We start from the raw sequence: 25,333 nt of genomic DNA, 5'->3' as shown, positions 1-25,333 counted from the left end.
CATGGACAGCACCCGCATCCTCAACCTCGGCATCGAGGGTCCGCAGGACGTGGTGACGGTGCGCCAGCGCGCGCGCCAGCTCTCAAGCATGCTCGGCTTCGGCCAGCAGGAGCAGGTGCGCATCGCCACCGCGGTGTCGGAAGTGGCGCGCTGCGTGTGCCGCCACGTGTACGGCGGGCGCGCGCTGTTCACCCTGGAGCAGACCGGCCGCCGGCGCGAGCTGGTGGTGACGATCCGCGACAACGGCGGCGCCGAGCGGGTGGCGCTGCAAAGCGGCGCCGAGCCGGACGTGCTGGGCAAGCAGTTCGATACCGCCATCATCACCGCGCGGCGCCTGATGGATAGCTGCGAAGTGAGCTATCAGTCCGACCATGCGCTGACGGTGTCGATGGTAAAAGCGCTGCGGCCGGGCCAGCCGGTTGATCCCGAGCACCTGGCCGCGCTGGGCGCGCAGTTGGCGGCAAGTCCGGCCGCAACCAGTTTTTCGGAAGTGCAGCAGCAGAACCACGAACTGGCCGGCGCGCTGGCCGAACTGCGCGAACGCCAGGACGACCTGCTGGCGCTGACGCGCGAACTGGAAGACACCAACCGCGGCGTGGTGGCGCTGTACGCCGAGATCGAGGAAAAGGCCGAGCGCATCCGCAAGGCCGACGAAATGAAGTCGCGCTTTTTATCGAACACCAGCCACGAACTGCGCACGCCGCTGTCGTCGATCCGCGCACTGGCCCAGCTGCTGCTCGACCGCATGGACGGCGACCTCTCGGTCGAGCAGGAACGCCAGATCATGTTCATCGCCAGCGCCGCCAACGACCTGTCGACGCTGGTCAACGACCTGCTCGACCTGGCCAAGATCGAGGCCGGCAAGGTCGAGATCTCGATCGCGCCGATCGACGTCGGCAACCTGTTCAGCGCCCTGAAGGGGATGCTGCGGCCGCTGGCGCAGAACCCGCGGGTGGAGCTGCAATTCGTCGAGCCGGCCGAACCGGTGACGTTCATGTCGGACGACGGCAAGGTGGCGCAGATACTGCGCAACTTCGTCTCCAACGCGCTCAAGTTCACCGAAGACGGCGAAGTGGCGGTGCGCCTGGAAGCCCATCCCGATCCGGACCTGATCCGCTTTGCCGTGACCGACACCGGCATCGGCATCAAACCCGATCACCTGCACCTGATATTCGAAGAGTTCAGCCAGATCGAGCATCCGCTGCAGCGCGGCGCCAAGGGCACCGGTCTGGGTCTGCCGCTGTGCCGCCAGCTCGCCGCGCTTCTCGGCGGCCAGGTCGAAGTGCGCAGCACTGCCGGCGCCGGTTCCACATTTACCCTGACACTTCCTCGTCGTTCCGCACTCCAGCCAGAACGGACCGCCTGACATGAACCAAGACACCCTGATCCTCAACGTCGACGACAACGACGGCGCGCGCTACGTCAAGACGCGCATCCTGCTCAACGCCGGCTTTCGCGTCGAGGAGGCGGCCAACGGCACCGACGCGCTGCTGATGGTCACGCGGGTCGAGCCGGCGCTGGTGCTGCTGGATGTCAAACTGCCCGATATCAACGGCATCGAAGTGTGCCGCCGGATCAAGGGCAATCCCGCCACCTGCGACGTGCTGGTGCTGCAAACGTCGGCCGCGCTGACCGGGCGCGACGACAAGATCCGCGGCCTCGAAGGCGGCGCCGACAACTACCTGGCTGCGCCGATCGAGGCCGACGAGCTGGTGGCCAACGTGCGCGCCCTGCTGCGCCTGCAGCAGACCCGCGCCGACCTGAAAAACAGCGAGGAGCGCTTCCGCCAGCTGGCCGAGAACATCGACGACGTGTTCTGGATGTTCTCGCTGACCGACGGCGCCCTGCTGTATGTCAGTGCCGCCTACGACGCGATGTGGGGCCGCGACAGCGCGCGCCTGGCCGAAGCGCCCGGCGACTGGACCGCCAGCGTCCATGCGGACGACCGCGCCGCGCTGCTGCAGCGCTGGGAAGGCCTGCGCGAGCACGGCGCCTACGACGAGGAGTACCGCGTCGCCCAGCCCGACGGCGCCATGCGCTGGGTGCGCGACCGCGCCTTCGTCGTCAAGGACGCGATGGACCAGCCGTACCGCATCGCGCGCATCACCAGCGACATCTCCGGGCGCAAGGCGATGGAAAGCCGGCTGCGCGCGGCCGACGAGAACAAGAACGACTTCCTCGCTACCCTGGCGCACGAGCTGCGCAATCCACTCAGCCCGATCCGCACCGCGGTCGAACTATTGGGGCGCGCCGGACCGGACGCGGTGTCGGTGCAGTTCAAGGCGCGCGCGGTGATCACGCGCCAGGTCGACCACCTGACCCGGCTGGTCGACGATTTGCTTGACGTCGCCCGCATCTCGGAAGGCAAACTTACCTTGCGCCAGGAGGCGGTCGAACTCGACGGCGTGCTGAAGGCGGCGCTGGAGACGGCTGCGCCGGTGCTGCAGGCGCGCCATCACCAGATTCAAGTGACGGCGCCGGCGCAGCCGCTGTGGGTATGGGGCGACGCGGTCCGGCTGGCGCAGTCGATCGGCAACCTGCTGCACAATGCGGCCAAGTTCACGTCGCCGAATGGCGCGGTGCGGCTGGTGGTCGAAGTGGTGTCCAACGCGATGGTCCACATCACGGTGCACGACAACGGCATCGGCATCAGCGCCGAAAACCTGCCGCGCATTTTCGACATGTTTGCGCAAGGCGCTTTTGCGCCGGACCGCGCGCACGACGGTCTCGGGATCGGCCTGTCGCTGGTGTCGACCCTGGTAACGATGCACGGCGGCCGCCTGACGGCCAGCAGCGCCGGCATCGGCCTTGGCAGCGCGTTCACGATCGCGCTGCCGCTGATGCCGGCGCCGGCCGAGGCCACGCCAGTGCCGCGTGCGGGAGGTCTGCCGGGAGCCGGTTCGGCGCTGTCGATCCTGCTGGTTGACGACAATGTCGATTCGGCCGAGATGATGCGCGACCTGCTAGTCGCGCTCGGCCACACGGTCGAACTGGCGCACGACGGCGCCAGCGCGCTCGCGTTGGCGGCGCTGCGCACGCCGGACGTGATGATCCTCGACATCGGCCTGCCCGACATGGATGGCGCCGAACTGGCGCGCAGCCTGCGCGCGCTGCCGGCATTGGCGCATACGCGCCTGGTGGCCCACACTGGCTACGGCGCGCCGCACGACCGCGAAAAGACCAGCGACGCCGGCTTCGACTTCCACCTGGTCAAGCCGGTGGCGATGGCTGACCTGCAGGCCGCGCTGCGCGCAACCTGATCTGACGGACCCTATGCGCGAGAGTGGCCATCGGCCCAAGAGAGCGCTAGCGCGGGGCGATGTCGTTTTCTAGTTCCACTACATGCGCCAGCCACCTGGCTACGGTCGCCAGTTCATCCGGCGAGAAGCCGTCGCTCAGGCGCGCGTTCAAGTCCTCAAGCACCTTCGTAGCCTTGTCCTTGGCGCGCTGGCCGTCTGGCGAGAGGCGCAGCCGCGTCAGGCGGCCGTCGTCGGCGTCGGCGAAGCGCTCGACCAGATTTGCCGCTTCCATGCGTTTCGACAGGTTCGTCACCGCGGCGGGCGCTACCTGCAAAGCCTGGGCGATTTCGCCGATGACCGCACCGTTGCGCGAGGCGAGGAAGAACAGCATGCCAGCTTGCGCCGAACTGGCGCCGTCCCACGCACCGGGACGCGTTTCTATCCATCGCTGCACCACGCGCTGCGCGCGATTGAGCAGCATGACAAAGCGAGGCGGGCTCCGAGGTCCGCTCATCTGCTCTGCGCCAGCAACCAGTTCCCGACCAGGGGCCACAGCGTCGCTTCGGCGCGCTTGCGGAAGAACCCCATATGCCCTATCGCGGCAAGGCCCGCTTCGGCTGGCGTAATGTGCCGGCGCTCCATCTGCGCGTTGAGCAGCGGCGCCGTCAGCTTGTCGATGGCGACGCGGTTGGCCCAGGGGTCGTCCTCGAATCCCAACACCAGCAGCGGCAGGCGCACCGTCGCCATGCGCCGCGCCGCGTCCATGTTCGGGTCGTCGAAAAAGTAGTTGGGCATCGCCGTCCATCGGCTCCACTGCTGCATGACACCGCGCGGCAGGTCTTCGCCAAGGCCAAATCGACGGCCCGGCATGTAGCCGAACAGCGGGCACAAAAGCGGCGTCAGGACGCGCATGACGAGCCAGACCCGAGCGCGCTCGGCGGCGCCGCGAATGGTGGCCGTCACGCCCGCGTGCGAGGCGATCATCACGCCGGCGCGCAGAGCACCGATACCGACGCCCAGGGCCAGCGCGTGCCCGCCAAGGCTGTGTCCCACAGCGAGCAGCGGTACATCGGGAAAGCGCCCGGCAGCCCAGCGCGTAACGCCGCCCACATCCTGGTCGATCCAGTCGGACATCGATACCGCGAACCCGCGCAGCGCGGGCCGCGCGCGGCCGGTGCCGCGGTAGTCGTACGTGACTACGCTGAACCCCAGTTGCGACAGGTAGTGCGCAAATGGTTCGTAATACCGCTGCGTCACGGCGGTGGCCGGGTGCACCAGGATGACCGCTTTCGCGCCCGGCACTTCCCAAAGAGTCGCCTCGACGACGTCGCCGTTCGGTAGCGCAATACGATGTGGTTCGCTGGTCATGGCCTGGATATATCGTTAACGTGTTAACGACTTTAGCACGATGTGGCCACAAGCTCAACGTCTGTGTTCGAAAGCGCCTGGTTGAGCCTCAGTCGTGCGGGTCGAAGATGATCTGCGCCAGCCGCGTCGATGTTCGCTCAAACTGGAATTTTGGGTACGGGAAACATCGGCAAGACGCTCGTCTTGCGCTTAAGCCAGGCCGGGCATGATGTGAAAGTCGCTAATTCGCGCGGGCCTGAGACGATTGATCCAGAACTTCTGGCCTCCGGCGCACACGCTGTGACCACTGAAAACGCACTTATCGAAATCGCGCCGCTGGTCGCTCGTCTCCCGGAGGAGACAGTGGTTATCGACACCTCCAACTATTATCCCTTCCGCGACGAAAAGATCGACGCCATCGAGCGCGGACAGGCGGAAAGCCTCTGGGTCGCCGAGCAGCTTGGTCGCCCTATCGCCAAAGCATGGAATGCAATCGGCTCAGCTTCACTGGCCAAGAAGGCCAAGCCGGCCGGAGCATTCGATCGGATCGCCATTCCAGTTGCCGCAGATCGAGATCACGGTCGAAAGGTAGCCATGTCACTGGTCAATGATACCGGTCTGGATGCCTTCGACGCCGGCTCCCTCGCAGACTCGTGGCGCCAGCAGCCGGGAGCCCCAGTCTATTGCACCGATCTTTCCTATGCTGAGATCGGCGCTGCCCTGGATGCCGCTGAGCGAGACAGGTTGCCGCAGCGCCGTGACCTCGGCGTTGCGGTCATGCAGAAGCGCCTTGGGGACGGCACAACCAATCCCGATGAGGATTGGGGCGTTCGGTTAGTCCGCGCCACCAACATGTAACCGCGCATTCTGGGCAGCGCGAGTCGCAAATGTTCATTACTGTGTCGTTGGGGCGCGTTCGCAGAAACTGTTCAGGAAAGGCCTCTCGTGCATCGTCGGCACTTCATTTTTTCGGGTAGCGCATTAGCGGGAGCTACCCTTCTTTCAAGACGACAACTATCTTGGCCGGTTTGTCACCTGAAACCGGCCCCGTGCGAAAGCGAGGTGTGCAGTTGTTTCATTCAGCATGGAGCTGGACAAGTGGGCGGCGCTGGAGACGCCTGGCGTGACTAACTTTGCGAGCTTCCAATCGTCGTCCCTAATTCGTAATACCGCTTCCCTTAGCCGCCATCCTCGAACATCCGAGCCACTTTCACCAACATACCGCCGCCATCAACCACTGTATATAAACACGGCATAGCGCAATGGACTCAGTGCCGGTCAATCCCCACACACAAAAAAATTAGCCGGCGCCGAATATGCAGCGCACTGCCGATGCATCGTCGGCGCGCTTGACCGACTGCTGGCCGGTGTCGCCGCCGTCGGCCTCGAAGGCGCGCAAGGAAGCGAGCGCCGGCGCCAGGCCTTCGTGCAAACACCACTGCACCAGGCTATCGAGACAGCGCAAATGGTAGGTATCGTAAATGCGCGAGAAGCCGTCCGTCATCGCCAGCAGCATCGATCCCGGTTCGGCCTGCGCGGTGGTGCGGCGTGCCTGGAACGGGCCGCGCGGCGCGGGGCACAGCACCTGCGGCGCCGGCGCCGCATGCTGCGATTCGCGGCGCGAGCGCAGCATCGGCATGAGCGCCGCCAGCCGTTGCGCCGGATCGGTCACCCCGGCCCGCTTGAGCCGGTCCATCTCGCCCTGCAGCACCAGTTCCTGCGGGTTGCTGAACGGGTCGAGGTCGACGACCTGGCCGTCGGGCCGGCGCAGGATCGCCTTGCAGTCGCCGAGACAGTACAGGTCGAGCGTCGCGCCGGCATCGTGTTCGGTCACGCGCACCCACGTCATCGCGGCGATCGGATATGCATACAGCGGCATCGACGCGGCCTGCGCGCGCGGCACAAATTGCGAGCGCATCGCGTCCGCGGCCATCGCCACGCTGTCGTCCTGCGACCGGCCGGCGCGGATCGACTGCCGCAGCGCCGCCGAAAACTGTGTGACGAACCACACAACGTCGCTGCCATCCGGGTCGATGTAGTCGCGCTTGGCGACCGAGGTGCCGCCATCGATGATCACAATATCGGTGCAGTGCTCGCCGCGAAAGACCGATACCAGGTCCTCGTTATGGCCGCCCGCCGCCGTTGATACCTGCTCGATGTTCACTCTGTCCGCCTCCGTTTTTGCCGCGCCAGCTTACCAATGCTGTTAGTTGTATCTTAGCAAAATTTAGCGTGCGGCCAGGTGTGCGTATTCGAGGTCGATAGTGATGGCCTGATTCACGCGAGACGCGACATGCGCGCAAGTTTTGCGTATATTAGCTACACGGTTACGGACTCATCCGTACCGCGAATCCAAGCCAAAGACCGTGAAGGCTGCCACAAGAAACGGCCACCGATGACCAAGCGCCGCACCTCTCTTTCGCATCCACCCCGGCAGTCCGGCTGGGGCGCGCTGTCGCTCGAAATGCTGCTGTCGAACCTGCCCGGCGCGGTGTACCGCTGCCTCAACGATGCGCATTCGACGATGCAGTTTGCCAGCGCCGGCATCGAAGCGCTCACCGGCTATCCGCCCGACGCGTTCCGCCCGCCCTCGAAGCTCACCTACGCCAGCATCATCGAGCCGCACGACCGCGTGGCGGTGGCCGCGCAGATCGAGGCGGCCATCGCCGAGGGCAAACCGTACCAGGTGTCGTACCGGATCCTGACCTCGAAGGGCGCGACCAAGTGGATCTGGGAGCAAGGCGCCGCCGTGGTCGACGCCAGCGGCGCGATCGTCGCGCTGGAAGGCTTCCTGGCCGACTATACCAGCGTCAAGAACGCCGATGCGACCATCCGCGAGCATGCATCGATGCTCGACAAGGCGAGCGACGCGATCTTCGTCATGAACCTGGCCGGCACGATCATCTTCTGGAACAAGGGCGCCGAAGGCCTGTTTGGCGTCGTGCCGCAGCAGGCCATCGGCTGCCGCTACGCCGACCTGTTTGCCATTCCGGTCTCGGGCTACCGCAAGGCTCATCACGCGGTGATGGTCGAAGGCGAATGGCGCGGTGAAATGAGCCTGGCGCTGCACGACGACACCACCGTGCATACCGCGATGCGCTGGACGCTGGTGCCGGCCGACGCGGACGCCGGCACGTCGGCGAAGATCCTGGTAATCAGCTCCGATATCAGCGAACGCAAAAATGCCGAAGCGCGCGTGCACCGCATGGCATATTTCGATCCGCTGACCGACCTGCCGAACCGCGCCCGTTTTCTCGACACGCTGCACCACGCGCTGCTTGGCAGCGCGCGCAACAACCGCGTCGGCGTCCTGATGTTCTGCGACCTCGATAATTTCAAGTCGATCAACGACACGCGCGGCCACGCCGCCGGCGACTGCCTGCTGCAGGCGGTGGCGCGCCGACTCGAACGCAGCGTGCGCGCCACCGACATGGTGGCGCGGCTGGGCGGCGACGAGTTTGTCGTGCTGCTGCCGGCCGAGGACGAGACCTTTCTCGGCGGCGCGCGGCGTGCCGAAAAAGTCGCCAGCACCATCCTCGAACTGATGGCAACGCCGGTGCGGCTGGCCGGCGACTCCGAGTCGATCACCGCCAGCATCGGCATCACCTTGTTCTCCGGCTCCAACGAGACGGTCGAATCGGTGCTGATGAAAGCCGACGCGGCGATGTACCAGGCCAAATCGGCAGGCCGCAAGACCTACCGTTTTTTCGACCCGGTGATGCAGGAGTCGATGGTGGCGCAGCTGAACCTGCAGCTGTCGCTGCGCAGCGCGCTGACCGACGACGAGTTCGTGCTGTACTACCAGCCGCAGGTGGGATCGGACGGCGCGGTGCTGGGCGCCGAGGCGCTGATCCGCTGGCAGTGCAAGGACGGGCGCATGATCCTGCCGGGCGACTTCATTCACGCGGCCGAAGCGAGCGGGCAGATCGTCGAAATCGGCCACTGGGTGCTGGCGACCGCCTGCAAGCAGCTGGCGCACTGGTCGCGCTGCGCGGCCACGCAGCACCTGACGCTGTCGATCAACATCAGCGCGCTGCAGTTCCTCGAAGCCGACTTCGTCACCGACACCGAGGAAATTTTTGCCGCCACCGGCGTCGACCCGCGCCGCGTCAAGCTCGAGCTGACCGAAAGCCTGCTGGTGACCGACGTCGTCAGCACCGCCGAAAAGATGGAGCACCTGAAAGCGCTCGGCGTGATGTTCGCGCTCGACGACTTCGGCACCGGCTACTCGTCGCTGTCGTACCTGCGCAAGCTGCCGCTCGACCAGCTCAAGATCGACACCACCTTCATGCGCGATGTGCTGACCAGCCGCAGCGACGCCTCGATCGTGCGCTCGATCATCGCGCTTGGCGACAGCCTGGGACTGGAGGTGCTGGCCGAAGGCGTCGAGAGCATCGGCCAGCGCGATTTCCTGCATGACGCCGGCTGCGATGCCTACCAGGGCTTCCTTTACAGGCCAGGTTTGCCGGCGGAAGGCTTCATGCAGTACGCGACGGCGCACCTAAGAGCGCCACCGATTGGCCGGCACGCAGGCTAGTGCGACGACGACACTTTCATCAGGATAAGGCCGGAGACGATCAACACGGCGGCGCAAGCGCGCGTGAGGTTCCATTGCTCGCCAAGGAAGACGATGCCGGCGATGAAGGCGCCGACGGCGCCGATGCCGGTCCAGATGGTGTAGGCGGTACCGAGCGGCAGCGTGCGCATCGACAGGGCCAGCAAGGCAAAGCTGATCAGCATGCCGACGATGGTGACAACGGTGGGGACGAGTCTGGTGAAGCCTTCCGATTGCTTCATCGAGAATGCCCACACGACTTCAAACAGTCCCGCAACTACCAACATTATCCAGGCCATGACGGCTCCTTTTAAAGAGCCGGGCCGTCCCGGACATTGGCGCCCGAAACGGGGGAAGTCGTTCTTCCAATTACAGTGCCATTATAGCCGGGACGCGAATTGGCTGCCGCCAGCGCATGCCCGATCGGCGAGGTATGATTGGTGATCGCAAATGCAAGGAGCTTCGATGACTGATTCCACCTACGTGCCGCCGAAAGTGTGGGCACCGGCCGCCTCCGGAGGCAAGTTCGCCAATATCAATCGCCCTGTTGCCGGCGCTACGCACGACAAGGCGCTGCCGGTCGGCAAGCATCTGCTGCAGCTGTATTCGCTGGCCACGCCGAACGGCGTGAAGGTGATGATCATGCTCGAAGAGCTGCTCGCGCTTGGCCACGCCGGCGCCGAATACGACGCCTGGCTGGTGCGCATCGACGAAGGCGCGCAGTTTTCGAGCGGCTTCGTCGAGATCAATCCGAATTCGAAAATCCCGGCAATGGTCGATCATAGCGGCGAGCAACCGGTGCGCGTGTTCGAATCGGGCTCGATCCTGGTCTACCTGGCGGAAAAATTCGACGCTTTCCTGCCGAAGGAAATCGTGGCGCGCACCGAGACGATGAACTGGCTGTTCTGGCAGATGGGTTCGGCGCCCTTCCTCGGCGGCGGCTTCGGCCACTTTTATGCGTACGCGCCGGAAAAGTACGAATACCCGATCAACCGCTACGCGATGGAAACGAAACGCCAGCTCGACGTGCTCGACCGTCATCTTGCGATCAACCGTTTTGTTGCCGGCGACGAGTACACGATTGCCGACATGGCGATCTGGCCCTGGTATGGCGGGATGGTGCTGGGTAAGTTGTACGAGGCGGCGGAATTTCTGTCGGTGCACGAATACAAACATGTCAAGCGCTGGGCTGACGAAATCAATGCGCGCCCTGCCGTCATCCGCGGCCGCAAGGTGAACCGGGTGTTCGGCAATCCTGATGAGCAGTTGGCGGAACGGCACGATGCGGCCGATCTGGACTGACGTAAAAAATGCCACGCACACTCAATGTGCGTGGCGTTTTTCATGCGTGCCGCGCGTGGGCCGCGGCGACTAGAACCGGTAGCCGACGCCGACCGACAGCAGGGTCGGATCGACTTTCACGTGGCTGACGACAGCGCCGGCGACCGTGACGTCGCTGCGGATGTTGACGCGCTTGACGTCCAGGTTCAGCGACCAGTTCTTGTCGAGCTTGAAGTCGACGCCAGCCTGCACTGCCAGACCGAAGCTGTGGTTTTCCAGCCCGCCCGCGCCGTTCAGCAGATGCACGCTGGAAATGCGCGTGTAGTTCACGCCGGCGCCGACGTACGGCAAAAAGCGTCCGATCGGATCGAAGTGGTATTGGGCCAGCAAGGTCGGCGGCAAGTGCTTGAAGCTGCCGATCACGGCGCCGTCGAGCATGACGTCGTGCTTCTGTGGATAGGTCAGCACCAGTTCGGCGGCCAGGTTCGGCGTAAAGAAATAGCTGATATCGACTTCGGCGATCGTCTTGTCTGACACGGTGATCCGGTCGGCCGCGCCGATACCGCCCAGTGGCGCCGCTTTATCGGCCGGCGACAGTTGCGTGGCGCGGGCGCGCACCAGCCATGGGCCTTCCTGTGCTTGCACCTGCGCCGTTACGCCGAACACACCGAGCAAACTCACCGTTATTGCAATCATTGAACGCTTGAACATTATTTTTCCTCTTCGTTTGTATGAGAGGAAGTTTATTGATGGAGACCAACAAAGTCGTTGATGTATGTCAAAAATTTGATGTCCATGCCGAAAAGTGTATCAGAACCACATTTATCGGCGCGCGAATCTCAGATGAACGAAAATGGGGTCAGACCCGTTTAAAAAACAAACTGGCATGCCTTGCTCCGAATATCAAACGGGTCTGACCCCGAATTTTTGGGTTCGCGGGAGGCCTGCAACTACGGGAAGAAGTCAGTTGTTAACAATTGGGGTCAGACCCGTTTAAAAAATGGTCGCTCGGCGTTAGGGCGAATATCAAACGGGTCTGACCCCGATTTTTTGGCAGGGCCGTTGTCAGCTTTCCTACCCATGATTGAGCACGCGCATCCACGGCGCGGCGGCAAAATGCCGCGCCTCGAACTGTTCGATGGCGCCATGATGCTGCAGCGTCAAGCCGATCATGTCGAGGCCTTCGACAATCATCCGACGGTTGCGTTCGCCAATGCTGAAAGCGAAGGCGCGGCCGGACGGCGAGTAGACCTGCATACTCTCAAGATCGATCTGCAGGTGGCGCGCCGGATCGGCGGCGACCTCGACAGCGAGCGCGTCGACCGACGCCTGGTCGAGCGTGATCAGCAACAGCCGATTATTGAAGGCATTGCCGAAAAATATCTCGCCGAAGCTGGACGCGATGACCGCCTGTACGCCCAGCTGCTGCAGTCCCCACACGGCATGCTCCCGGCTCGAGCCGCAGCCGAAATTGGCGCCGCCGATAAGGACTGCCGGCTTCTCGTAGCCTGGGCGGTTCAGCACAAAATCGGGCCGTGGAACGCAATTCCCGTCAAAGCGCAAATCGTACAGCGCACCCTTGGCCAGGCCTTCCTTGCCGATAATTCGGAGGAACTGCTTCGGCATGATCTGATCGGTGTCGAGGTTATCGATCGGAATCGCCGCAGCAACGCCGCCAATCCGGTTAGCAATGTCAGCCATGTTGTTCTCCAAAGTTGCGGACGTCGCAGATGGCGCCGACAATTGCCGCCGCAGCCGCCATTTGCGGACTCATCAAGTGGGTGCGGCCTTCGCGACCCTGGCGCCCTTCGAAATTGCGGTTGGTGGTCGATGCGCATCGCTCACCGGGCTCGAGGATGTCGTTGTTCATGGCCAGGCACATCGAGCAGCCCGGCTGGCGCCATTCGAAACCGGCATCGATGAACACCTTGGCCAGGCCCTCCTCTTCCGCCTGCCTGCGCACCGCGCCCGAACCGGGCACAACCATCGCGCGCACGCCGGGGGCGACCTTGTTGCTGCCGACGATAGCCGCCGCCGCGCGCAGGTCTTCGATGCGGCTGTTGGTGCAGGAGCCGATGAACACCCGGTCAATTGGCGTGCCGCACAGCGAGTCGCCGCCCTTCAGGCCCATGTAGTTGAGCGCGCGGGTGGCGGAGTCGCCCTCCTCCGCAGATGGAATCAGCCCGGTAATCGGTATGCCCTGGTCCGGACTCGTGCCCCACGTGACAAAAGGCGCCACGTCGCTTGCGAGCAAGCTGTGTTCGACGTCGAACACGGCGCCGTCGTCGGAACGCAGGTCGTCCCAGGCCGCCTGCGGCACGCCACCGCGCTCCGCGTCGACAGCCGACGCAACATGCTCGGCGATGTAGTGGCGCGTGGTCTCGTCGGGCGCAATCAGCGCTGCGCGCGCGCCGGCCTCCACTGCCATATTGCACAAGGTCATGCGCGCCTCGACCGACAACGCGTCGATCGTACTGCCGCAAAATTCAACCGCAAAACCACGGGCACCCTGGGCGCCGATCGTGGCGATAACGTACAAGGTCAGGTCCTTCACCGACACGCCCGGCGGCAGCGCGCCGTCGATACGGATCCGCATCGAGCCGGCGATGCGATACACCAGCGTCTGCGTCGCCAGCACGTGCTCGACTTCCGACGTGCCGATGCCGAACCCGAGCGCGCCCAGGGCGCCGTAGGTGGTCGTATGGCTGTCGCCGCACAGGATCACCATGCCTGGCCGCACATAGCCGCGTTCCGGCGCGATGATGTGTTCGATTCCCTGGTCCGGGTCGTTGGTGTCGAACAGCCGGATGCCGAACTGCTCGCAGTTGCGCCGCAAATTAATCGCCAGCAGCGACGACGAGGGATCGTTGATCACGCGCTCGCCGACGCGGTCCGGATCGGAAGGAATGATGTGCGACACCACCGCCATGTGCTGGCTGGGGCGCAGCACGGGCCGCCCCTTGTCCTTCAGCCCGGTGAACGCCTGCGGGCTGGTGTACTCGTTCATGATGTGAAAGTCCGCGTACAGCAAGATGTGCTGGGCGTCGATGGTGGCCACGGTGTGCGAGTCCACCAGCTTTCGGTATAGCGTGCGTTGCATTGTTGTTCCCCGTTATGTGTCGATTACTCGCCGGTGATGCCGCGATCCTTGATCAGCTTGTTCCAAGTGACCAGTTCCTTGGCGACGCGCGCCTGGGCTTCGGCCGGCGACGATGGGGTCGGATCGAAACCATCGTTGATCAACTTCGCTTTCAGTTCCGGCGAATTGAGTGCGGTGTTCAGTGCGGCATTGAGTTTGTCGATCATCGGCTTCGGCATGTTTGCCGGCGCAAACGCGATGAACCAGGTGTCGAACGCGTAGCCAGGCACGCCGGACTCGGCCAGTGTCGGAACATTCGGCAGCAGCGGCGAGCGCTTGGTGCCGGTCACGCCGATGGCGCGCAGCTTTTCGCCCTTCACGTGCGGCACCGCGGCCGACAGCACCGGGAAACTCATGTCGACCATGCCGGCCATCGTGTCGAGCAGCGCTGGTCCGCCGCCCTTGTACGGCACGTGCAGGATCTCGACCTTGGCTACCGTCTTGAACAGTTCCGCCGACATGTGGAAGGTGCTGCCGGCGCCGGCCGAGCCATAGCTGTGCTTCGTCGGATTCGCTTTCAGCAGCGCCAGGAGCTGTTGCGTGTTATTGGCCGGCAGCTTGGGATTGACGACCAGCACGTGCTGCGACGACGCGATCATGCCGATCGGCGCGAGGTCTTTCAGCGTGTCGTATGGCATCTTGGCGAACAGCGACGGGTTGATTGCCAGTGACACCGTCTGCAAGCCGATCGTGTAGCCGTCGGGCGCCGCCTTCGCGACCGCATCGACGCCGAGGTTGCCGCCTGCGCCGCCCTTGTTCTCGACGAAGATGCTGCCGCCCAGGGCCTTCGCCCACTCATCGGAGATGCGGCGGGCGACGATGTCGGCGCTGCCGCCTGGCGCGTACGGCACGATGAGCCTGACCGGGCGCGCGGGATAGACATCCGCCGCGCTGGCACTTGCGGACAGTAAGATAGCAGCGGCAAGTATGCCCAATTTCAGTTTCATTTGTCGTCTCCAATTATCGTTTTATAGGTCGGGCTTTTGAAGCCAGTGCGTCGATCATATTCGAAAATCAACACGCTATAATGCAGTTATTAGCAATTCATTCGGTCGGAAAGGTAACGAATGGACATACTTTCGGACCTATCGTTTTTCGCTCTCGTTGTACGGCGCGGCAGCCTGGCTGCGGCCGCTCAGGAGATTGGCATCACCCCGCCGGCCGTCAGCAAGCGCCTCGCCGGACTCGAAGAGCGCTTGCGGGTGCGGCTGCTGAACCGCACCACGCGCCGCATGAGCCTGACGCCTGAAGGCGAAATGTACTTGGCCGAAGGCGAACGTATCACCGCCGACCTCGATTCGCTCGAGCGCAAACTGGCCGGCGGCAGCGTGGTGCCGCAAGGGCTGCTGCGGATAAACGCCACGCTCGGATTTGGCCGGCGCCATATCACGCCGCAGTTGTCGCGTTTCGCGCTGCAGTATCCGGAAGTCGAGGTGCAGCTGCACCTGAGCGAGCGGCCCGCCAACCTGGTCGAGCAGGCCTTCGACATCGGCATCCGTTTTGGCGAACAGCCCGATGCCAGGATCACCGCGCGCAAGCTGGCCGACAATCGCCGCTTCCTGTGTGCGTCGCCCGCCTATATCAAGCAGCGCGGAGTGCCGGCCACGCCGCGCGACCTGCACGACCACAGCTGCATCGTGCTGCGCGAGAGCGATGAGACTTACGGCAGCTGGCATTTCCGCTCCGGCACGCGGCAGGAAACGGTGAAGGTACGCGGGCCGTTAAGTACCAACGACGGCGACGGTGCGGTGGCGTGGGCGCTCGACGGCCATGGCATCGTGCTGCGATCCGAGTGGGACGTCGCGCCCTATCTGCGATCGGGCCGGCTGTGCCGCATTCTCGCGGATTGGTCGGCGCCGCCGGCCGACATCTATCTGCTGTTCGCGACCAAGGCGCACCTGCAGGCGCGCACCCGGGCGATGGTGAATTTCATGCTGGAAGCGTTTGCCGAACATCGAAGCGATGTCAAGATGGCGCGTCCAGATGACGAGCTGTTCTGGTAATCTGTCCATTCGCTTCGCCCTGACCGACTCCAATGGAAATCGCACGATGGAAAAAATAATTCTTGTCACCGGCGGTGGGCGCGGCATCGGCGCGGCCTGCTCGCTGCTCGCCGCCCAACACGGATATAGAGTCTGCGTCAATTACAGGACTGACGCGGCGGCAGCCTTGAACGTGGTCGCTGCCATTGAAAATGCCGGCGGCACAGCACTGGCAATCCAGGCCGACGTATCCGACGAGACCGCGGTCGTACGCATGTTCGCGCTGGTGGACGAGCGATTCGGCAGGCTCGATGCGCTCATCAACAACGCCGGCATCTTGTCGCGCCAGATGCGCGTCGAGCAGATGGACGCAGCGCGGATCAACCGCATCATGGCCACCAACGTCACCGGCAGTTTTGTGTGCGCGCGCGAAGCGGTGCGGCGAATGTCGACCAAACATGGCGGCGCCGGCGGCAGCATCGTTAATATCTCGTCGCGGGCGGCGGTACTTGGCTCCGCCGGAGAGTATGTCGACTACGCCGCCTCCAAGGCGGCAATGGATGCGCTCACGATCGGGCTGTCGAAAGAGGTCGCCAGTGAAGGCATTCGCGTCAACGGCGTGCGTCCCGGCCTGATCGATACCGAGATGCATGCGAGCGGCGGTGAACCGGGCCGCATCGACCGGCTGAAGTCATTCGTGCCGATGGAGCGCGGCGGCGAACCGATCGAAGTGGCCAAGGCCGCGTTATGGCTTCTATCGGATGATGCTTCGTACAGCACCGGGACGTTCATCGACGTGTCGGGCGGCCGCTGATCGCAGGCGATATTCGCAAGGTCAATCGTGCTCGACTCCATGGCTGACCCTTGTTCACTTGACCATTTTTAATACCTCTGCTGTTGATATCTCGTATCGTATTTTCTCTGTACAGACACCCTCTTTACGCGACGAAATTTACATGGAGAATTCATGACCGATTTGAAGATATTTGGCGGCGGACGATGCCAGTTCTGTTTGGGTAGTGCTAGTGATGAGAAACGGCTTATCGCCGGGAACTCCGGGTTTATCTGCGATGAATGCGTGGAACTTTGTGGCACGGCGCTGCGCGCGTCGCCGCAGGACGAAAAGCCGAAGCCATCGAAGGACCGATATCTGCATCAGCGCATCGCCAAGCATTTCGCGCCGCTGCCTCCGCAAGAGCTGCTGGCCACATCGCGTACCTATCCGTTGCGGCAGCAAGCCGATTTACAAAATGCAGTCGACGAATTGCTCGGCGAACGGATTATTCCGACAAATTTTGTCGGCATCCATCAACAGTACCGGCACGACGAACTGTGCTTCTCGAAATTGCTGGAGCGAGGCCACAGTGCGTTGGAAGCCGCACCCGCCCAGTACGAAGAAGTGGCGATCGGCAATGGCGAGACGGCGCGTTGCCTGAAGAACGGCCTCTGGCTTCCTGCCGATGAGCGTGGCCCGTACGCAGTCGTGCTGACGCAGAAGAACGATTTTCACGGCGGCGGCGACCTGGTCATCGAGGTGGCCGCGCCTCCAGGCCAGGTTGGCGCCGAATTGTGCACGTACATTTTTGACGCCCTGGAGCAGCGCCTATCGAAAGGCAGTTGTTATCGCGGCAGAGTCCTGTCGCTGGAGCAGCCATATATGTCATCTGGCCATTCGGCGCGCATTTCCGTCCACACACTGGAACCTGTATCCCGCGAGGATGTCATCCTGCCCGAATCGACTTTGCGTGCGGTCGAGCGCAACATCTTGCAGTTCGCCGAGCAGCGCCAGGCCTTGCGCGACATGGGTTTGTCCACGCAGAAGGGCCTACTGTTCCATGGCGCGCCGGGCACCGGCAAGACGCACTGCATCCGGTATCTCGCCGGAGCCCTGAAGGGTCACACGACATTCCTGATTACCGCGGAGGGAGCCGGCTTGCTGCCTGAATATATGGCGCTGGCAAGACTGCTGCAGCCGGCGCTGGTTGTCATCGAGGATGCCGACCTGATCGCGCGCGATCGCTCTGAGCGTGCCAACGCCTGCGACGAAGTCATGCTCAACCGGCTGCTCAATGAAATGGATGGATTGCGTGAACGGGCGGACGTGTTTTTTATTCTCACGACCAACCGGCCCGAGACGCTGGAGCCCGCCCTCGCCAGCCGGCCAGGCCGCATCGACCAGACCATCGAGTTCCCTTTGCCGGACGAGAATCATCGGCGGCGCCTGATTCAGCTGTACGCAAAGACGCTTCCGGTGCCATCAAAAATCATGGACGAGCTGGCGCGGCGCACCGACCAGGCCAGCCCCGCATTCATCAAGGAATTGATGCGACGGATCGCTCAGCGTCATCTGGAGACGCGAAGTGACGATGCGGTGTCGCGGGAAACGGCCGAGTCGGCGCTGCACGAGATGTTGTTTTCCGGGGGCAGTCTGAATACGCGCTTGCTTGGCGGCACGGGTGTTGATGCCAGTGCGAACGCGTTCAGGTAGCGCAGCGACGTCCTCAGGACTGCGGGTCGAACCCGAAGACGCGTAGCTCCTGGCTACAACGGCAGGCCTTCGCGATGCGCGCGGCCCACTTGACCGCCTCATCGCGCGAGGAAATTTCAAGAACGGCGAATCCGCCGTCAAGAGTTGGCGCCCACGGATAGCCGCCCTCGGCGACCGCCCCGTCTGCTGCGACGAGCACCGGCGGCACGCTTTCATCGATGCCGCCGCCGAAGACGTAGACGCCGGCGGCTTTCGTCTCTTCGATGATGGCGTGCGAGTCGCGAACTACCGCTTCGAACTCGCCATCGGGCACGACCATCGCAGCGCTGGGAAAGGAGATCAGGTATTTTGCCATAGTGCCAGTTCCAAGGAGAAGGTGTGGACCCTGCGCGATCCAGACGGAAATATAAACGGTTCGAGACAAACGTGCCTCCAATATCCGAAAACGACACTGCCGTTATCGTTGCGTCGCTGATGGCGCTCGGCCGCATGATGCAAGCGGATGAACAACGCGGCAGCGTGTATGACTGCGGAGAATTTAGTTTTTGGGGACCCGGTAACGCATAGTTCGAGCCAAACGTCGGCGACGACAAAAGACCAAGTAATCTAGAACATCAAAACAAGATAAACTGGCTTGTTGAAACCATAAGTCGAAGGCTTTCATTTCAATATATCCAGGATAATTCACACGGAAGTAACGTTTTTCGTACAACTTTGAAAGATTCATTATGTTCACGCCTACGACTCCGCGTCATGACTTATCAGATTTAGTCAGACTTCGATCCGAGATCAACAGTGCATTGGCCGGTAAAGTGAGTGAAGAGGTATCGGGGGGCTTGCTCGCAGATTTCACACGCGGATATGGTGCTCCCCAGATATTCGAAAGTTATAAGAATATTTGGCTACGCGCTCAAAAATTGGAAGCCGGCAAGAGAATTGTTAATGTTCATAAGCTAATATACCGTGGCGGCGGAAGCGAACGTTATGGTCGGGCAAGTCGTCCTAAATCTGAAGTACTTTACGCCGCATGGGATGAGAAGGTCGCCCTGGATGAGATTAAGGTTGTAGAGGGAGACATAGTTCAGATCATCTCCCTCCGAGTTGCCGGATCAAATGAAGCTTCCGAAGGCATTGTTAATGCTATGCGGCAAGGATCTCAGGCCGGCGTCCCCCTGAAGTTATAGCTGAGTTCGAGAGTCGTTGAAGTCCTTCAAGGCACACGTTGTTGGGGCATTCCAGACGCATTTTGCGACTGGTAGTGTTGATCGTTTTGGAACGGGCCTCAACAACTACATCCAGGCGATGCGTAGTGAGAAGTTCGAATTATATCGCCAGAATGTTTTTGTTGAAGCGACCTTAGCCGAATGGTTACGTGAAGAGGTGGACGGAGAGGATAATCAAAAATATGTAATCACAGCTCTATTTGCAGAAACAATTCACGCAGGAGATGCGCTTATTTTGGATCCAAGTGTACGACACTTTGGTGGATGGAATATGGCAGTCTTCGGAAAACAGTTCGATACAAAATTTGAGGTGCTCGCCACTTTTGTGGTCTCTATTGAGAAGAGTTACCACTTTGGCCTTCGCGACCTGCGTTATATTTCCCACGGCCGTTCAATCGATGCTGATGGGACAATCGTGTGGGATGAGAAATTGGAGGTAAAAACGTTTCATGCTAACGCCAGCGATAATCGAGCCGAACGTATAGGGTGGCGTAAAAAACGTGAGCATTACAGGTGCGATGATCTCGCGCAGACCGGTAAGCATTCAATTACACTCCACGACTGAGCGAGAAATCGAAGAAACCTCGATCATCTTCTATGGCTAGTGGCGCGGACAGTGAGCGCTCTGGCAAATAGTCTGAGCGCGCGCATTTCCGTACATTTTTCGTACATCAAAAAAAAGGGCCGACCGAAAACGGTAAGCCCTTGATTTTACGTAGTATTTTGGTGGGAAGTGCAAGTTTCGAACTTGCGACCCCTGCAGTGTGAATGCAGTGCTCTACCCCTGAGCTAACCTCCCGAAGCGGGTCGTATTATCGCATAGCGCTGCGAAAACGTCACGAAAACTTATGCGTCCGCGTAACTTCTCCAGATGCAGGCGCCTTTGACGGCCTTGTCCAGCCCGCCCAGCACGCTCAGGTGTTCGCTCTCTTCGTCGGCGCTCGCGGCCAGCACGATGATCGCCGCCAGCGGCACCGCCACCAGCAGTTCGCCGCCGGCGCTCGACTCTTCCTCGGTCTCCATCCACATCGAATTCTGCCCGCGCGTCATCGACAGGTAGACGTCGGCGAGCAACTCGGCGTCGAGCAGCGCGCCGTGCAGCTTGCGGTGGGCATTGGAGACGCCGTAGCGATCGCACAGCGCGTCGAGCGAGTTGCGCTTACCCGGATGCATCTCCTTGGCGTTGACCAGCGTGTCGATCACGCCTGAGCAGTGCTCGGTAAACGTCGGCAACCCCAGCAGTTTGAACTCGGCATTCAGGAATCCAAGGTCGAACGGCGCGTTGTGGATGATGACTTCGGCACCCTGGATGTACTCGCGCAGCTCCTGGGCAATCTCGGCAAACTTCGGCTTGTCGCGCAGGAACTCGCTCGTCAGGCCGTGCACCGCCAGCGCGCCCTCTTCCGAATCGCGCTCGGGATTGATGTAGCGGTGGAAGTTGTTACCCGTCAGCATGCGGTTATGCAGCTCGACGCAGCCAACTTCGATGACGCGGTCGCCGGTGCGCGGGTTCAGGCCGGTGGTTTCAGTATCGAGGACGATTTGACGCATAAAGACTCAGTGGGTACAGGCAAGTAAAAGAGTGGGCTCGCGGCACGCAGTATAGCAGTGCCGCGTCCGCTAATTCGAATGGGAAATTATTTGCGTAACGTCTCGACGCCGCGGTTGGCGAGCACGTCGGCGCGCTCGTTGCCGGGATGGCCGTTGTGGCCGCGCACCCAGCGCCAGTCCACCGCATGGGTTGCCTGAATGGCGTCAAGCGCGCGCCACAGGTCTTCGTTCTTGACCGGCTCCTTGGCCGCGGTCTTCCAGCCGCGCTTTTTCCAGCCGTGGATCCACTCGGAAATGCCCTTTTGCACGTACTGGCTGTCGGTGTGCAGCACCACTTCGCACGGCCGCGTCAGGGTGGTGAGCGCTTCGATCACGGCGCGCAACTCCATGCGGTTGTTGGTGGTGTTCAGTTCGCCGCCGAAGATTTCCTTTTCGTGACCATCTGCCACCAGCAAGGCGCCCCAGCCGCCGGCTCCAGGATTGCCCTTGCACGCGCCGTCGGTGAAAATTTCTACTTTACTCATCCGTCTGCTTTTACTCTCTGTTAGTTGCCGGCACCGCTTTGGGCGCCGTTGCTGATTTTTTCCACGCCGGTCCGATGATGGTCATGCCCTTGACGCGCTTGATCGCGTGCACCATGTAGACGGCGCCAAGGTATGGCCACCAGCGCTGGCCGGACTGCTCCATGAAAGCGAAACGGTCGAGCCATTTGGTGCTGCGGCATGGCGGCGCATAGCAGCCGAAATGACTGCGGGTAACGCCAAGGTTCAGCAATTTTAACCAGTCTTTCATGCGGGGCAAAGAAATGAATTCCCCGGCCACCGGCAGGTACGGGCTGCGCGCGATGCGCCCTATGCCCTGGCGCAAGCCCCACAGGCTGGCCGGATTGAAGCCGCAGATGATGACCTGGCCTTCGGGAATGAGCACGCGCTCGACCTCGCGCAACACCTGGTGCGGCTCGGCGGCGAACTCGAGCACGTGCGGCAGCACCACCAGGTCCAGGCTTTGCGAGGCGAACGGCAATTCGGCAAAGTCGAGCGCCACCGCGATCTGCTTGCCCGCCGCACTCACGGCCAGTTGGTCTAGCGACGACGCGCGCGTTGCCGCCTGCCATTTGTTGGGCATGCGGTTGGCCGCCAGCGCGTCGATCTGCGGCAGGCCGATCTGCACGGCGTTGTAGCCGAAAATATCAGCCGTTAATTCGTCCAGGCACGCTTGTTCCCAAGCACGCACGTAGACGCCGGCCGGAGTTTGCAGCCAGCCGTCGAGCGCTATAATGGATTTTTGTGATGCCGCGCTGTCCATGCCTGCCTTTTCGTCGAAACCAACAACACTATGATCAATCTACCCCGTAGCGCCTTGCGCGTGCTGACCGTGCCCGCGTTCAAGGACAACTACTTGTGGCTGGTGCATGACGGCGTCAACGCGGCCGTGGTCGACCCCGGCGACAGCGAACCCATCCTGGCAGCACTGGCAGCGCACAAGCTGACACTTACTGCTATTTTACTCACGCATCACCATGCTGACCATATCGGCGGCGTACCCAAATTGCTCGCCCATGCGCCGGTACCGGTGTTCGGCCCGCGCAACGATAACATCTCCGCGCTCACTCAGCCACTCGGCGAAGGCGATCAGGTCGCAGTTCCCGGCCTTGACTTGACGCTGCGCGTGCTCGATGTGCCTGGCCACACGAGCGGCCACATCGCGTATGTGCGGGAAACGCCTGGCGCGCACTGGCTCTTTTGCGGCGACACCCTGTTCGCCGGCGGCTGCGGCCGCATCTTCGAAGGCACGCCGGCGCAGATGGCCGATTCGCTCGGCAAGCTGGCCGCGCTGCCCGACGACACGGCCGTTTATTGCGCGCATGAATACACGCTTGCCAACCTGCGCTTTGCCAGCGCGGTCGAACCGGGCAACCAAGCGCTGCGCCGGCGCGTCTCGGTCGAGGGCGCTAAACGCGCCGCCGGCGAGCCAACCGTGCCGTCCAACATCGGCCTGGAGAAAGCCACCAATCCCTTCCTGCGCTACCGGGAGGCTGAAATCGTCGCCAGCCTGGTCGCTGCGGACAAGCTGGCGGCCGACGCCGCCCCGCTCGCCGCCTTTGCGGCGCTGCGCGAGTGGAAAAACACCTTCTAGGCGCCAATGGACTCGACTCAGATCGTCACGTTCTACTTCGACCCGGTCAGCCCGTACGCGTGGCTGGCGGCCAGTGCACTGCCGCGCATCGAAGCAGCCGGCGCGCAGATCGTGTTCCAGCCGGTCTTGTTTGCGGCTTTGCTCAACGCGCACGGCAACATCGGGCCGGCGGAAATTCCCGCCAAGCGCGCGTATATGTTCCGTGACGTGATGCGCGAAGCGCTCGGCGCCGGCTTCAAGGGGCCGCCTGGCCATCCGTTCAATCCGCTGCAGGCGATGCGCATGTGCCTGTCGCTGACGCGCCAGGACGAGCGGCGGCGCTTCGCCACGGCGGTGATGAACGCGTGCTGGGAACGTGGAGAGGATGTGTCGGACACGACGGTGCTGCTGAAGCTGGCGACCGATTGCGGCTTGAGCGCGGCGGTGATGCAAACGGCGGCGCAGCAGCCTGCCATCAAGATGCAGCTGGCGGCGGACACCGAAAAGGCGATCGCCGACGGCCTGTTCGGCGTGCCGACCTTCAGGGTCGGCAATGAACTGTTCTGGGGCAGCGACCGGATCGATGCGCTGATCCGGCACCTGCAGGGCCGACGGATCGACGAGCAGGTGCTCGCCGATTTTCTGGCGCAGGCGCCCCTTGCGGAGCGCAAGCGCTAGCCCTTAGATTTCTTCGTACAGCGGCAAGGTCAGGAACTCGGCGAACGATTCCGATGTCGCCATTTCTTCAAAGATCTTGGCGGCGCGGTCGTAAGTCGGGTTGTCGCCATTCGGCGCATCGCCCTTGACCTTGGCCAGCTCCTGCGGAATCATCGCGCGCACCATCTCGGCGGTGACCTTGCGGCCATCGTCGAGCACGCCCTTGTCCGAACGGATCCACTGCCACACCTGCGAACGGCTGATCTCGGCGGTGGCCGCATCTTCCATCAAATTGTGGATAGGCACGCAGCCATTGCCGGCCAGCCAGGCGCCGAGGTAATGCACGCCGACGTTGATGTTGTAGCGCAGGCCAGCTTCGGTGATCGGCGCCTCCGGCTTGAAGTCGAGAAGTTGCGCGGCGGTGACGTCGATGTCCGGACGCAGCTTGTTGAGCTGGTTCGGGCGGTCGCCGAGCACCTTGGTAAATTCCGTCATCGCCAGTTCGACCAGGCCCGGGTGCGCGACCCAGCCGCCGTCGTAGCCGTCGGTGGCGTCGCGGCCCTTGTCGTTGCGCACGCCGGCCATGGCGGTCTCGTTCTTTTCCGGATCGTTCTTGATCGGAATGAGCGCGGCCATGCCGCCCATTGCATGCGCGCCGCGGGCGTGGCAAGTCTTCAACAGCAGCAAGGCGTAGGCGCGCATGAACGGCGCCGTCATCGTCACTTTGGCGCGGTCGGCCAGGCAGAAATTCTTGTCGAGCTTGAATTTCTTGATGCACGAGAAGATGTAGTCCCAGCGGCCCGCGTTCAGGCCGGCGCTGTGTTCGCGCAGCTCGTACAGGATCTCGTCCATTTCGAAAGCGGCGAGGATCGTCTCGATCAGCACGGTCGCCTTGATGGTGCCCTGCGGCAGGCCGAGTTCTTCCTGAGTCATCACGAAGATGTCGTTCCACAGGCGCGCTTCGAGGTGCGATTCGATCTTCGGCAGGTAGAAATACGGGCCGGCGCCACGCGCCAGCAATTCGCGCGCGTTGTGCACCATGTACAGGGCGAAGTCGAAGATGCCGCCGGAGACGCGCTTGCCGTCGACCAGCACATGCTTTTCGTCCAGGTGCCAGCCGCGCGGGCGCACGATCAGCGTGGCGACTTTGTCGTTGAGCTTGTAGGTCTTGCCCTTCTGCTCGAGCGAAATGGTGCCGCGGATCGCTTCCATCAGGTTGATCTGGCCGGTGACCTGGTTGTCCCAGTTCGGCGTCTGCGAGTCTTCGAAGTCGGTCATGTAGGCATCGGCGCCGGAATTGAGCGCGTTGATGACCATCTTGCGTTCGGTCGGGCCGGTGATTTCGACGCGGCGGCGCTCGAGCGCCTTCGGGATCGGCGCGATCTGCCAGTCGCTGGCGCGGATGTGCGCGGTGTCGGCGCGAAAGTCCGGGCGCTCGCCGGCGTCGAGACGCCTGGCCTGTTCGACGCGGGCGGCGAGCAGCTCCTGACGGCGCGGCTCGAAGGCGCGCGACAGTTGGGCGACCAGCGCCAGCGCTTCAGCGGTAAGAACCTGGTCGAATCCTGGCTCGATGGCGCCGGTAATTTCCATACCGTCCGGGGTGGCGATGCTCATGCGTGACTCCTGTTGTAGTTGAATGATCGGATCTGCCGCGACGCAGCAAACCGAACCGCTGCGAGCGCGCGCCATACCCTCAGTATAGGGCGTTTGGCGTTTGATATGATTTCAAGTATATTCACTAAACAGTAGTTAAACG

25 protein-coding genes and 1 tRNA gene are annotated in these 25,333 nt (G+C 62.4%); 12 read left to right on the top strand and 14 right to left on the bottom strand.

Features of this window, described 5'->3' with window-relative positions; translation table 11 throughout:
• Position 1: 1 nt before the first annotated feature.
• Complete coding sequence (locus CR105_RS10635; protein ID WP_099788429.1) at positions 2-1,366, top strand: sensor histidine kinase; 1,365 nt, start codon at positions 2-4, stop codon at positions 1,364-1,366.
• A 1-nt stretch (position 1,367) separates the two neighbouring features.
• Complete coding sequence (locus tag CR105_RS10630; protein ID WP_099788428.1) at positions 1,368-3,260, top strand: hybrid sensor histidine kinase/response regulator; 1,893 nt, start codon at positions 1,368-1,370, stop codon at positions 3,258-3,260.
• A gap of 46 nt (positions 3,261-3,306) precedes the next feature.
• On the opposite strand, the gene CR105_RS10625 is transcribed toward CR105_RS10630, so the two are convergent.
• Together CR105_RS10625 and CR105_RS10620 are read right to left on the bottom strand one after the other, a co-directional pair.
• The gene (locus tag CR105_RS10625) at positions 3,307-3,720 is read right to left on the bottom strand and encodes a MarR family winged helix-turn-helix transcriptional regulator (protein WP_229413877.1); all 414 of its coding nucleotides are present in this window, start codon (positions 3,718-3,720) and stop codon (positions 3,307-3,309) included.
• Between the two features lie 29 nt (positions 3,721-3,749).
• The gene (locus CR105_RS10620) at positions 3,750-4,607 is read right to left on the bottom strand and encodes an alpha/beta hydrolase family protein (protein WP_099788426.1); all 858 of its coding nucleotides are present in this window, start codon (positions 4,605-4,607) and stop codon (positions 3,750-3,752) included.
• Positions 4,608-4,736: 129 nt separating this feature from the next.
• Between CR105_RS10620 and CR105_RS10615 the strand changes: the two genes are divergently transcribed.
• Positions 4,737-5,444, top strand: a complete 708-nt coding sequence (locus tag CR105_RS10615) for an NADPH-dependent F420 reductase (protein ID WP_099788425.1) — start codon at positions 4,737-4,739, stop codon at positions 5,442-5,444.
• A gap of 442 nt (positions 5,445-5,886) precedes the next feature.
• Here CR105_RS10615 and CR105_RS10610 read toward each other — a convergent pair whose 3' ends face one another.
• Positions 5,887-6,750, bottom strand: coding sequence for a protein phosphatase 2C domain-containing protein (locus CR105_RS10610; RefSeq protein ID WP_099788424.1), 864 nt, complete (start codon positions 6,748-6,750; stop codon positions 5,887-5,889).
• Positions 6,751-6,981: 231 nt separating this feature from the next.
• Here CR105_RS10610 and CR105_RS10605 point away from each other — a divergent pair, with 231 nt between their 5' ends.
• The gene (locus tag CR105_RS10605; RefSeq protein ID WP_099788423.1) at positions 6,982-9,123 is read left to right on the top strand and encodes a putative bifunctional diguanylate cyclase/phosphodiesterase; all 2,142 of its coding nucleotides are present in this window, start codon (positions 6,982-6,984) and stop codon (positions 9,121-9,123) included.
• Here the strand turns inward: CR105_RS10605 and CR105_RS10600 are convergent.
• Positions 9,120-9,440: a DMT family transporter gene (locus CR105_RS10600; RefSeq protein ID WP_099788422.1), complete on the bottom strand. Its 321-nt coding sequence runs from the start codon at positions 9,438-9,440 to the stop codon at positions 9,120-9,122. The two genes, CR105_RS10605 and CR105_RS10600, sit on opposite strands and share 4 nt — an antisense overlap.
• 166 nt (positions 9,441-9,606) lie before the next feature.
• On the opposite strand from CR105_RS10600, the gene yghU reads away from it, so the two are divergent.
• Positions 9,607-10,443 (top strand): glutathione-dependent disulfide-bond oxidoreductase, encoded by an 837-nt coding sequence (gene yghU, locus CR105_RS10595; protein ID WP_099788421.1) that lies wholly within the window; start codon positions 9,607-9,609, stop codon positions 10,441-10,443.
• A 69-nt stretch (positions 10,444-10,512) separates the two neighbouring features.
• Here yghU and CR105_RS10590 read toward each other — a convergent pair whose 3' ends face one another.
• From CR105_RS10590 to CR105_RS10575, 4 genes are all read right to left on the bottom strand, one after another.
• Positions 10,513-11,133 (bottom strand): OmpW/AlkL family protein, encoded by a 621-nt coding sequence (locus CR105_RS10590; RefSeq protein WP_099788420.1) that lies wholly within the window; start codon positions 11,131-11,133, stop codon positions 10,513-10,515.
• Between the two features lie 363 nt (positions 11,134-11,496).
• Positions 11,497-12,123: a 3-isopropylmalate dehydratase small subunit gene (gene leuD / locus CR105_RS10585; protein ID WP_099788419.1), complete on the bottom strand. Its 627-nt coding sequence runs from the start codon at positions 12,121-12,123 to the stop codon at positions 11,497-11,499.
• On the bottom strand, positions 12,116-13,522 hold the full coding sequence (gene leuC / locus CR105_RS10580) for a 3-isopropylmalate dehydratase large subunit (RefSeq protein WP_099788418.1): 1,407 nt from the start codon (positions 13,520-13,522) through the stop codon (positions 12,116-12,118). The genes leuD and leuC overlap by 8 nt, the downstream gene beginning before the upstream one ends.
• A 23-nt stretch (positions 13,523-13,545) precedes the next feature.
• Positions 13,546-14,508, bottom strand: a complete 963-nt coding sequence (locus tag CR105_RS10575) for a tripartite tricarboxylate transporter substrate binding protein (protein WP_099788417.1) — start codon at positions 14,506-14,508, stop codon at positions 13,546-13,548.
• 120 nt (positions 14,509-14,628) lie between these two features.
• Between CR105_RS10575 and CR105_RS10570 the strand changes: the two genes are divergently transcribed.
• From CR105_RS10570 to CR105_RS10560, 3 genes are all read left to right on the top strand, one after another.
• On the top strand, positions 14,629-15,564 hold the full coding sequence (locus tag CR105_RS10570; protein ID WP_099788416.1) for a LysR family transcriptional regulator: 936 nt from the start codon (positions 14,629-14,631) through the stop codon (positions 15,562-15,564).
• A gap of 46 nt (positions 15,565-15,610) precedes the next feature.
• Positions 15,611-16,357, top strand: coding sequence for an SDR family oxidoreductase (locus tag CR105_RS10565; RefSeq protein WP_099788415.1), 747 nt, complete (start codon positions 15,611-15,613; stop codon positions 16,355-16,357).
• A 153-nt stretch (positions 16,358-16,510) separates the two neighbouring features.
• Positions 16,511-18,031 carry an AAA family ATPase gene (locus CR105_RS10560; RefSeq protein ID WP_099788414.1) on the top strand — a complete coding sequence of 507 codons (1,521 nt, stop codon included), beginning with the start codon at positions 16,511-16,513 and terminating at the stop codon, positions 18,029-18,031.
• A 13-nt stretch (positions 18,032-18,044) separates the two neighbouring features.
• Here CR105_RS10560 and CR105_RS10555 read toward each other — a convergent pair whose 3' ends face one another.
• Positions 18,045-18,386 carry a YciI family protein gene (locus CR105_RS10555; protein ID WP_099788413.1) on the bottom strand — a complete coding sequence of 114 codons (342 nt, stop codon included), beginning with the start codon at positions 18,384-18,386 and terminating at the stop codon, positions 18,045-18,047.
• A 373-nt stretch (positions 18,387-18,759) separates the two neighbouring features.
• Between CR105_RS10555 and CR105_RS27765 the strand changes: the two genes are divergently transcribed.
• Both CR105_RS27765 and CR105_RS27760 read left to right on the top strand, forming a co-directional pair.
• On the top strand, positions 18,760-19,215 hold the full coding sequence (locus CR105_RS27765) for a hypothetical protein (protein ID WP_131021682.1): 456 nt from the start codon (positions 18,760-18,762) through the stop codon (positions 19,213-19,215).
• 16 nt (positions 19,216-19,231) lie between these two features.
• Complete coding sequence (locus tag CR105_RS27760; protein ID WP_131021683.1) at positions 19,232-19,819, top strand: RES family NAD+ phosphorylase; 588 nt, start codon at positions 19,232-19,234, stop codon at positions 19,817-19,819.
• A 159-nt stretch (positions 19,820-19,978) separates the two neighbouring features.
• Here the strand turns inward: CR105_RS27760 and CR105_RS10550 are convergent.
• The 4 genes from CR105_RS10550 to CR105_RS10535 all read right to left on the bottom strand — a co-directional run bounded on the left by CR105_RS10550 (position 19,979) and on the right by CR105_RS10535 (position 22,110).
• A tRNA-Val gene (locus CR105_RS10550) sits at positions 19,979-20,053 on the bottom strand.
• A 47-nt stretch (positions 20,054-20,100) separates the two neighbouring features.
• Positions 20,101-20,805 (bottom strand): DNA polymerase III subunit epsilon, encoded by a 705-nt coding sequence (gene dnaQ, locus CR105_RS10545; RefSeq protein WP_099788412.1) that lies wholly within the window; start codon positions 20,803-20,805, stop codon positions 20,101-20,103.
• An 86-nt stretch (positions 20,806-20,891) separates the two neighbouring features.
• The gene (gene rnhA / locus CR105_RS10540; protein WP_099788411.1) at positions 20,892-21,329 is read right to left on the bottom strand and encodes a ribonuclease HI; all 438 of its coding nucleotides are present in this window, start codon (positions 21,327-21,329) and stop codon (positions 20,892-20,894) included.
• A 10-nt stretch (positions 21,330-21,339) separates the two neighbouring features.
• Positions 21,340-22,110 carry a class I SAM-dependent methyltransferase gene (locus CR105_RS10535; protein ID WP_099788410.1) on the bottom strand — a complete coding sequence of 257 codons (771 nt, stop codon included), beginning with the start codon at positions 22,108-22,110 and terminating at the stop codon, positions 21,340-21,342.
• Between the two features lie 30 nt (positions 22,111-22,140).
• Here CR105_RS10535 and gloB point away from each other — a divergent pair, with 30 nt between their 5' ends.
• Both gloB and CR105_RS10525 read left to right on the top strand, forming a co-directional pair.
• Positions 22,141-22,941 (top strand): hydroxyacylglutathione hydrolase, encoded by an 801-nt coding sequence (gloB, locus tag CR105_RS10530; RefSeq protein WP_099788409.1) that lies wholly within the window; start codon positions 22,141-22,143, stop codon positions 22,939-22,941.
• 6 nt (positions 22,942-22,947) lie between these two features.
• Complete coding sequence (locus CR105_RS10525) at positions 22,948-23,598, top strand: 2-hydroxychromene-2-carboxylate isomerase (protein WP_099788408.1); 651 nt, start codon at positions 22,948-22,950, stop codon at positions 23,596-23,598.
• Positions 23,599-23,601: 3 nt separating this feature from the next.
• On the opposite strand, the gene aceB is transcribed toward CR105_RS10525, so the two are convergent.
• Positions 23,602-25,191, bottom strand: a complete 1,590-nt coding sequence (aceB, locus tag CR105_RS10520; protein ID WP_099788407.1) for a malate synthase A — start codon at positions 25,189-25,191, stop codon at positions 23,602-23,604.
• Positions 25,192-25,333 lie beyond the last annotated feature (142 nt).

It is taken from the genome of Massilia eurypsychrophila (genome assembly GCF_002760655.1).
In the GTDB taxonomy this organism is placed as follows: Bacteria; Pseudomonadota; Gammaproteobacteria; order Burkholderiales; family Burkholderiaceae_D; genus JAFCUW01.
This window is presented reverse-complemented; position numbering and strand designations above follow the sequence as displayed.

Coding starts and splice junctions, on each gene's coding strand:
- CR105_RS27765 (WP_131021682.1), top strand. CDS start 18,760: ATGTTCACGCCTACGACTCCGCGTCATGACTTATCAGATTTAGTCAGA.
- leuD (WP_099788419.1), bottom strand. CDS start 12,123: ATGGCTGACATTGCTAACCGGATTGGCGGCGTTGCTGCGGCGATTCCG.
- CR105_RS10565 (WP_099788415.1), top strand. CDS start 15,611: ATGGAAAAAATAATTCTTGTCACCGGCGGTGGGCGCGGCATCGGCGCG.
- CR105_RS10570 (WP_099788416.1), top strand. CDS start 14,629: ATGGACATACTTTCGGACCTATCGTTTTTCGCTCTCGTTGTACGGCGC.
- CR105_RS10555 (WP_099788413.1), bottom strand. CDS start 18,386: ATGGCAAAATACCTGATCTCCTTTCCCAGCGCTGCGATGGTCGTGCCC.
- CR105_RS10620 (WP_099788426.1), bottom strand. CDS start 4,607: ATGACCAGCGAACCACATCGTATTGCGCTACCGAACGGCGACGTCGTC.
- CR105_RS10630 (WP_099788428.1), top strand. CDS start 1,368: ATGAACCAAGACACCCTGATCCTCAACGTCGACGACAACGACGGCGCG.
- CR105_RS10575 (WP_099788417.1), bottom strand. CDS start 14,508: ATGAAACTGAAATTGGGCATACTTGCCGCTGCTATCTTACTGTCCGCA.
- dnaQ (WP_099788412.1), bottom strand. CDS start 20,805: ATGCGTCAAATCGTCCTCGATACTGAAACCACCGGCCTGAACCCGCGC.
- CR105_RS10590 (WP_099788420.1), bottom strand. CDS start 11,133: ATGTTCAAGCGTTCAATGATTGCAATAACGGTGAGTTTGCTCGGTGTG.
- gloB (WP_099788409.1), top strand. CDS start 22,141: ATGATCAATCTACCCCGTAGCGCCTTGCGCGTGCTGACCGTGCCCGCG.
- CR105_RS10535 (WP_099788410.1), bottom strand. CDS start 22,110: ATGGACAGCGCGGCATCACAAAAATCCATTATAGCGCTCGACGGCTGG.
- CR105_RS10635 (WP_099788429.1), top strand. CDS start 2: ATGGACAGCACCCGCATCCTCAACCTCGGCATCGAGGGTCCGCAGGAC.
- CR105_RS10605 (WP_099788423.1), top strand. CDS start 6,982: ATGACCAAGCGCCGCACCTCTCTTTCGCATCCACCCCGGCAGTCCGGC.
- CR105_RS10600 (WP_099788422.1), bottom strand. CDS start 9,440: ATGGCCTGGATAATGTTGGTAGTTGCGGGACTGTTTGAAGTCGTGTGG.
- rnhA (WP_099788411.1), bottom strand. CDS start 21,329: ATGAGTAAAGTAGAAATTTTCACCGACGGCGCGTGCAAGGGCAATCCT.
- CR105_RS10525 (WP_099788408.1), top strand. CDS start 22,948: ATGGACTCGACTCAGATCGTCACGTTCTACTTCGACCCGGTCAGCCCG.
- aceB (WP_099788407.1), bottom strand. CDS start 25,191: ATGAGCATCGCCACCCCGGACGGTATGGAAATTACCGGCGCCATCGAG.
- CR105_RS10615 (WP_099788425.1), top strand. CDS start 4,737: ATGTTCGCTCAAACTGGAATTTTGGGTACGGGAAACATCGGCAAGACG.
- yghU (WP_099788421.1), top strand. CDS start 9,607: ATGACTGATTCCACCTACGTGCCGCCGAAAGTGTGGGCACCGGCCGCC.
- CR105_RS10560 (WP_099788414.1), top strand. CDS start 16,511: ATGACCGATTTGAAGATATTTGGCGGCGGACGATGCCAGTTCTGTTTG.
- CR105_RS10625 (WP_229413877.1), bottom strand. CDS start 3,720: ATGCTGCTCAATCGCGCGCAGCGCGTGGTGCAGCGATGGATAGAAACG.
- leuC (WP_099788418.1), bottom strand. CDS start 13,522: ATGCAACGCACGCTATACCGAAAGCTGGTGGACTCGCACACCGTGGCC.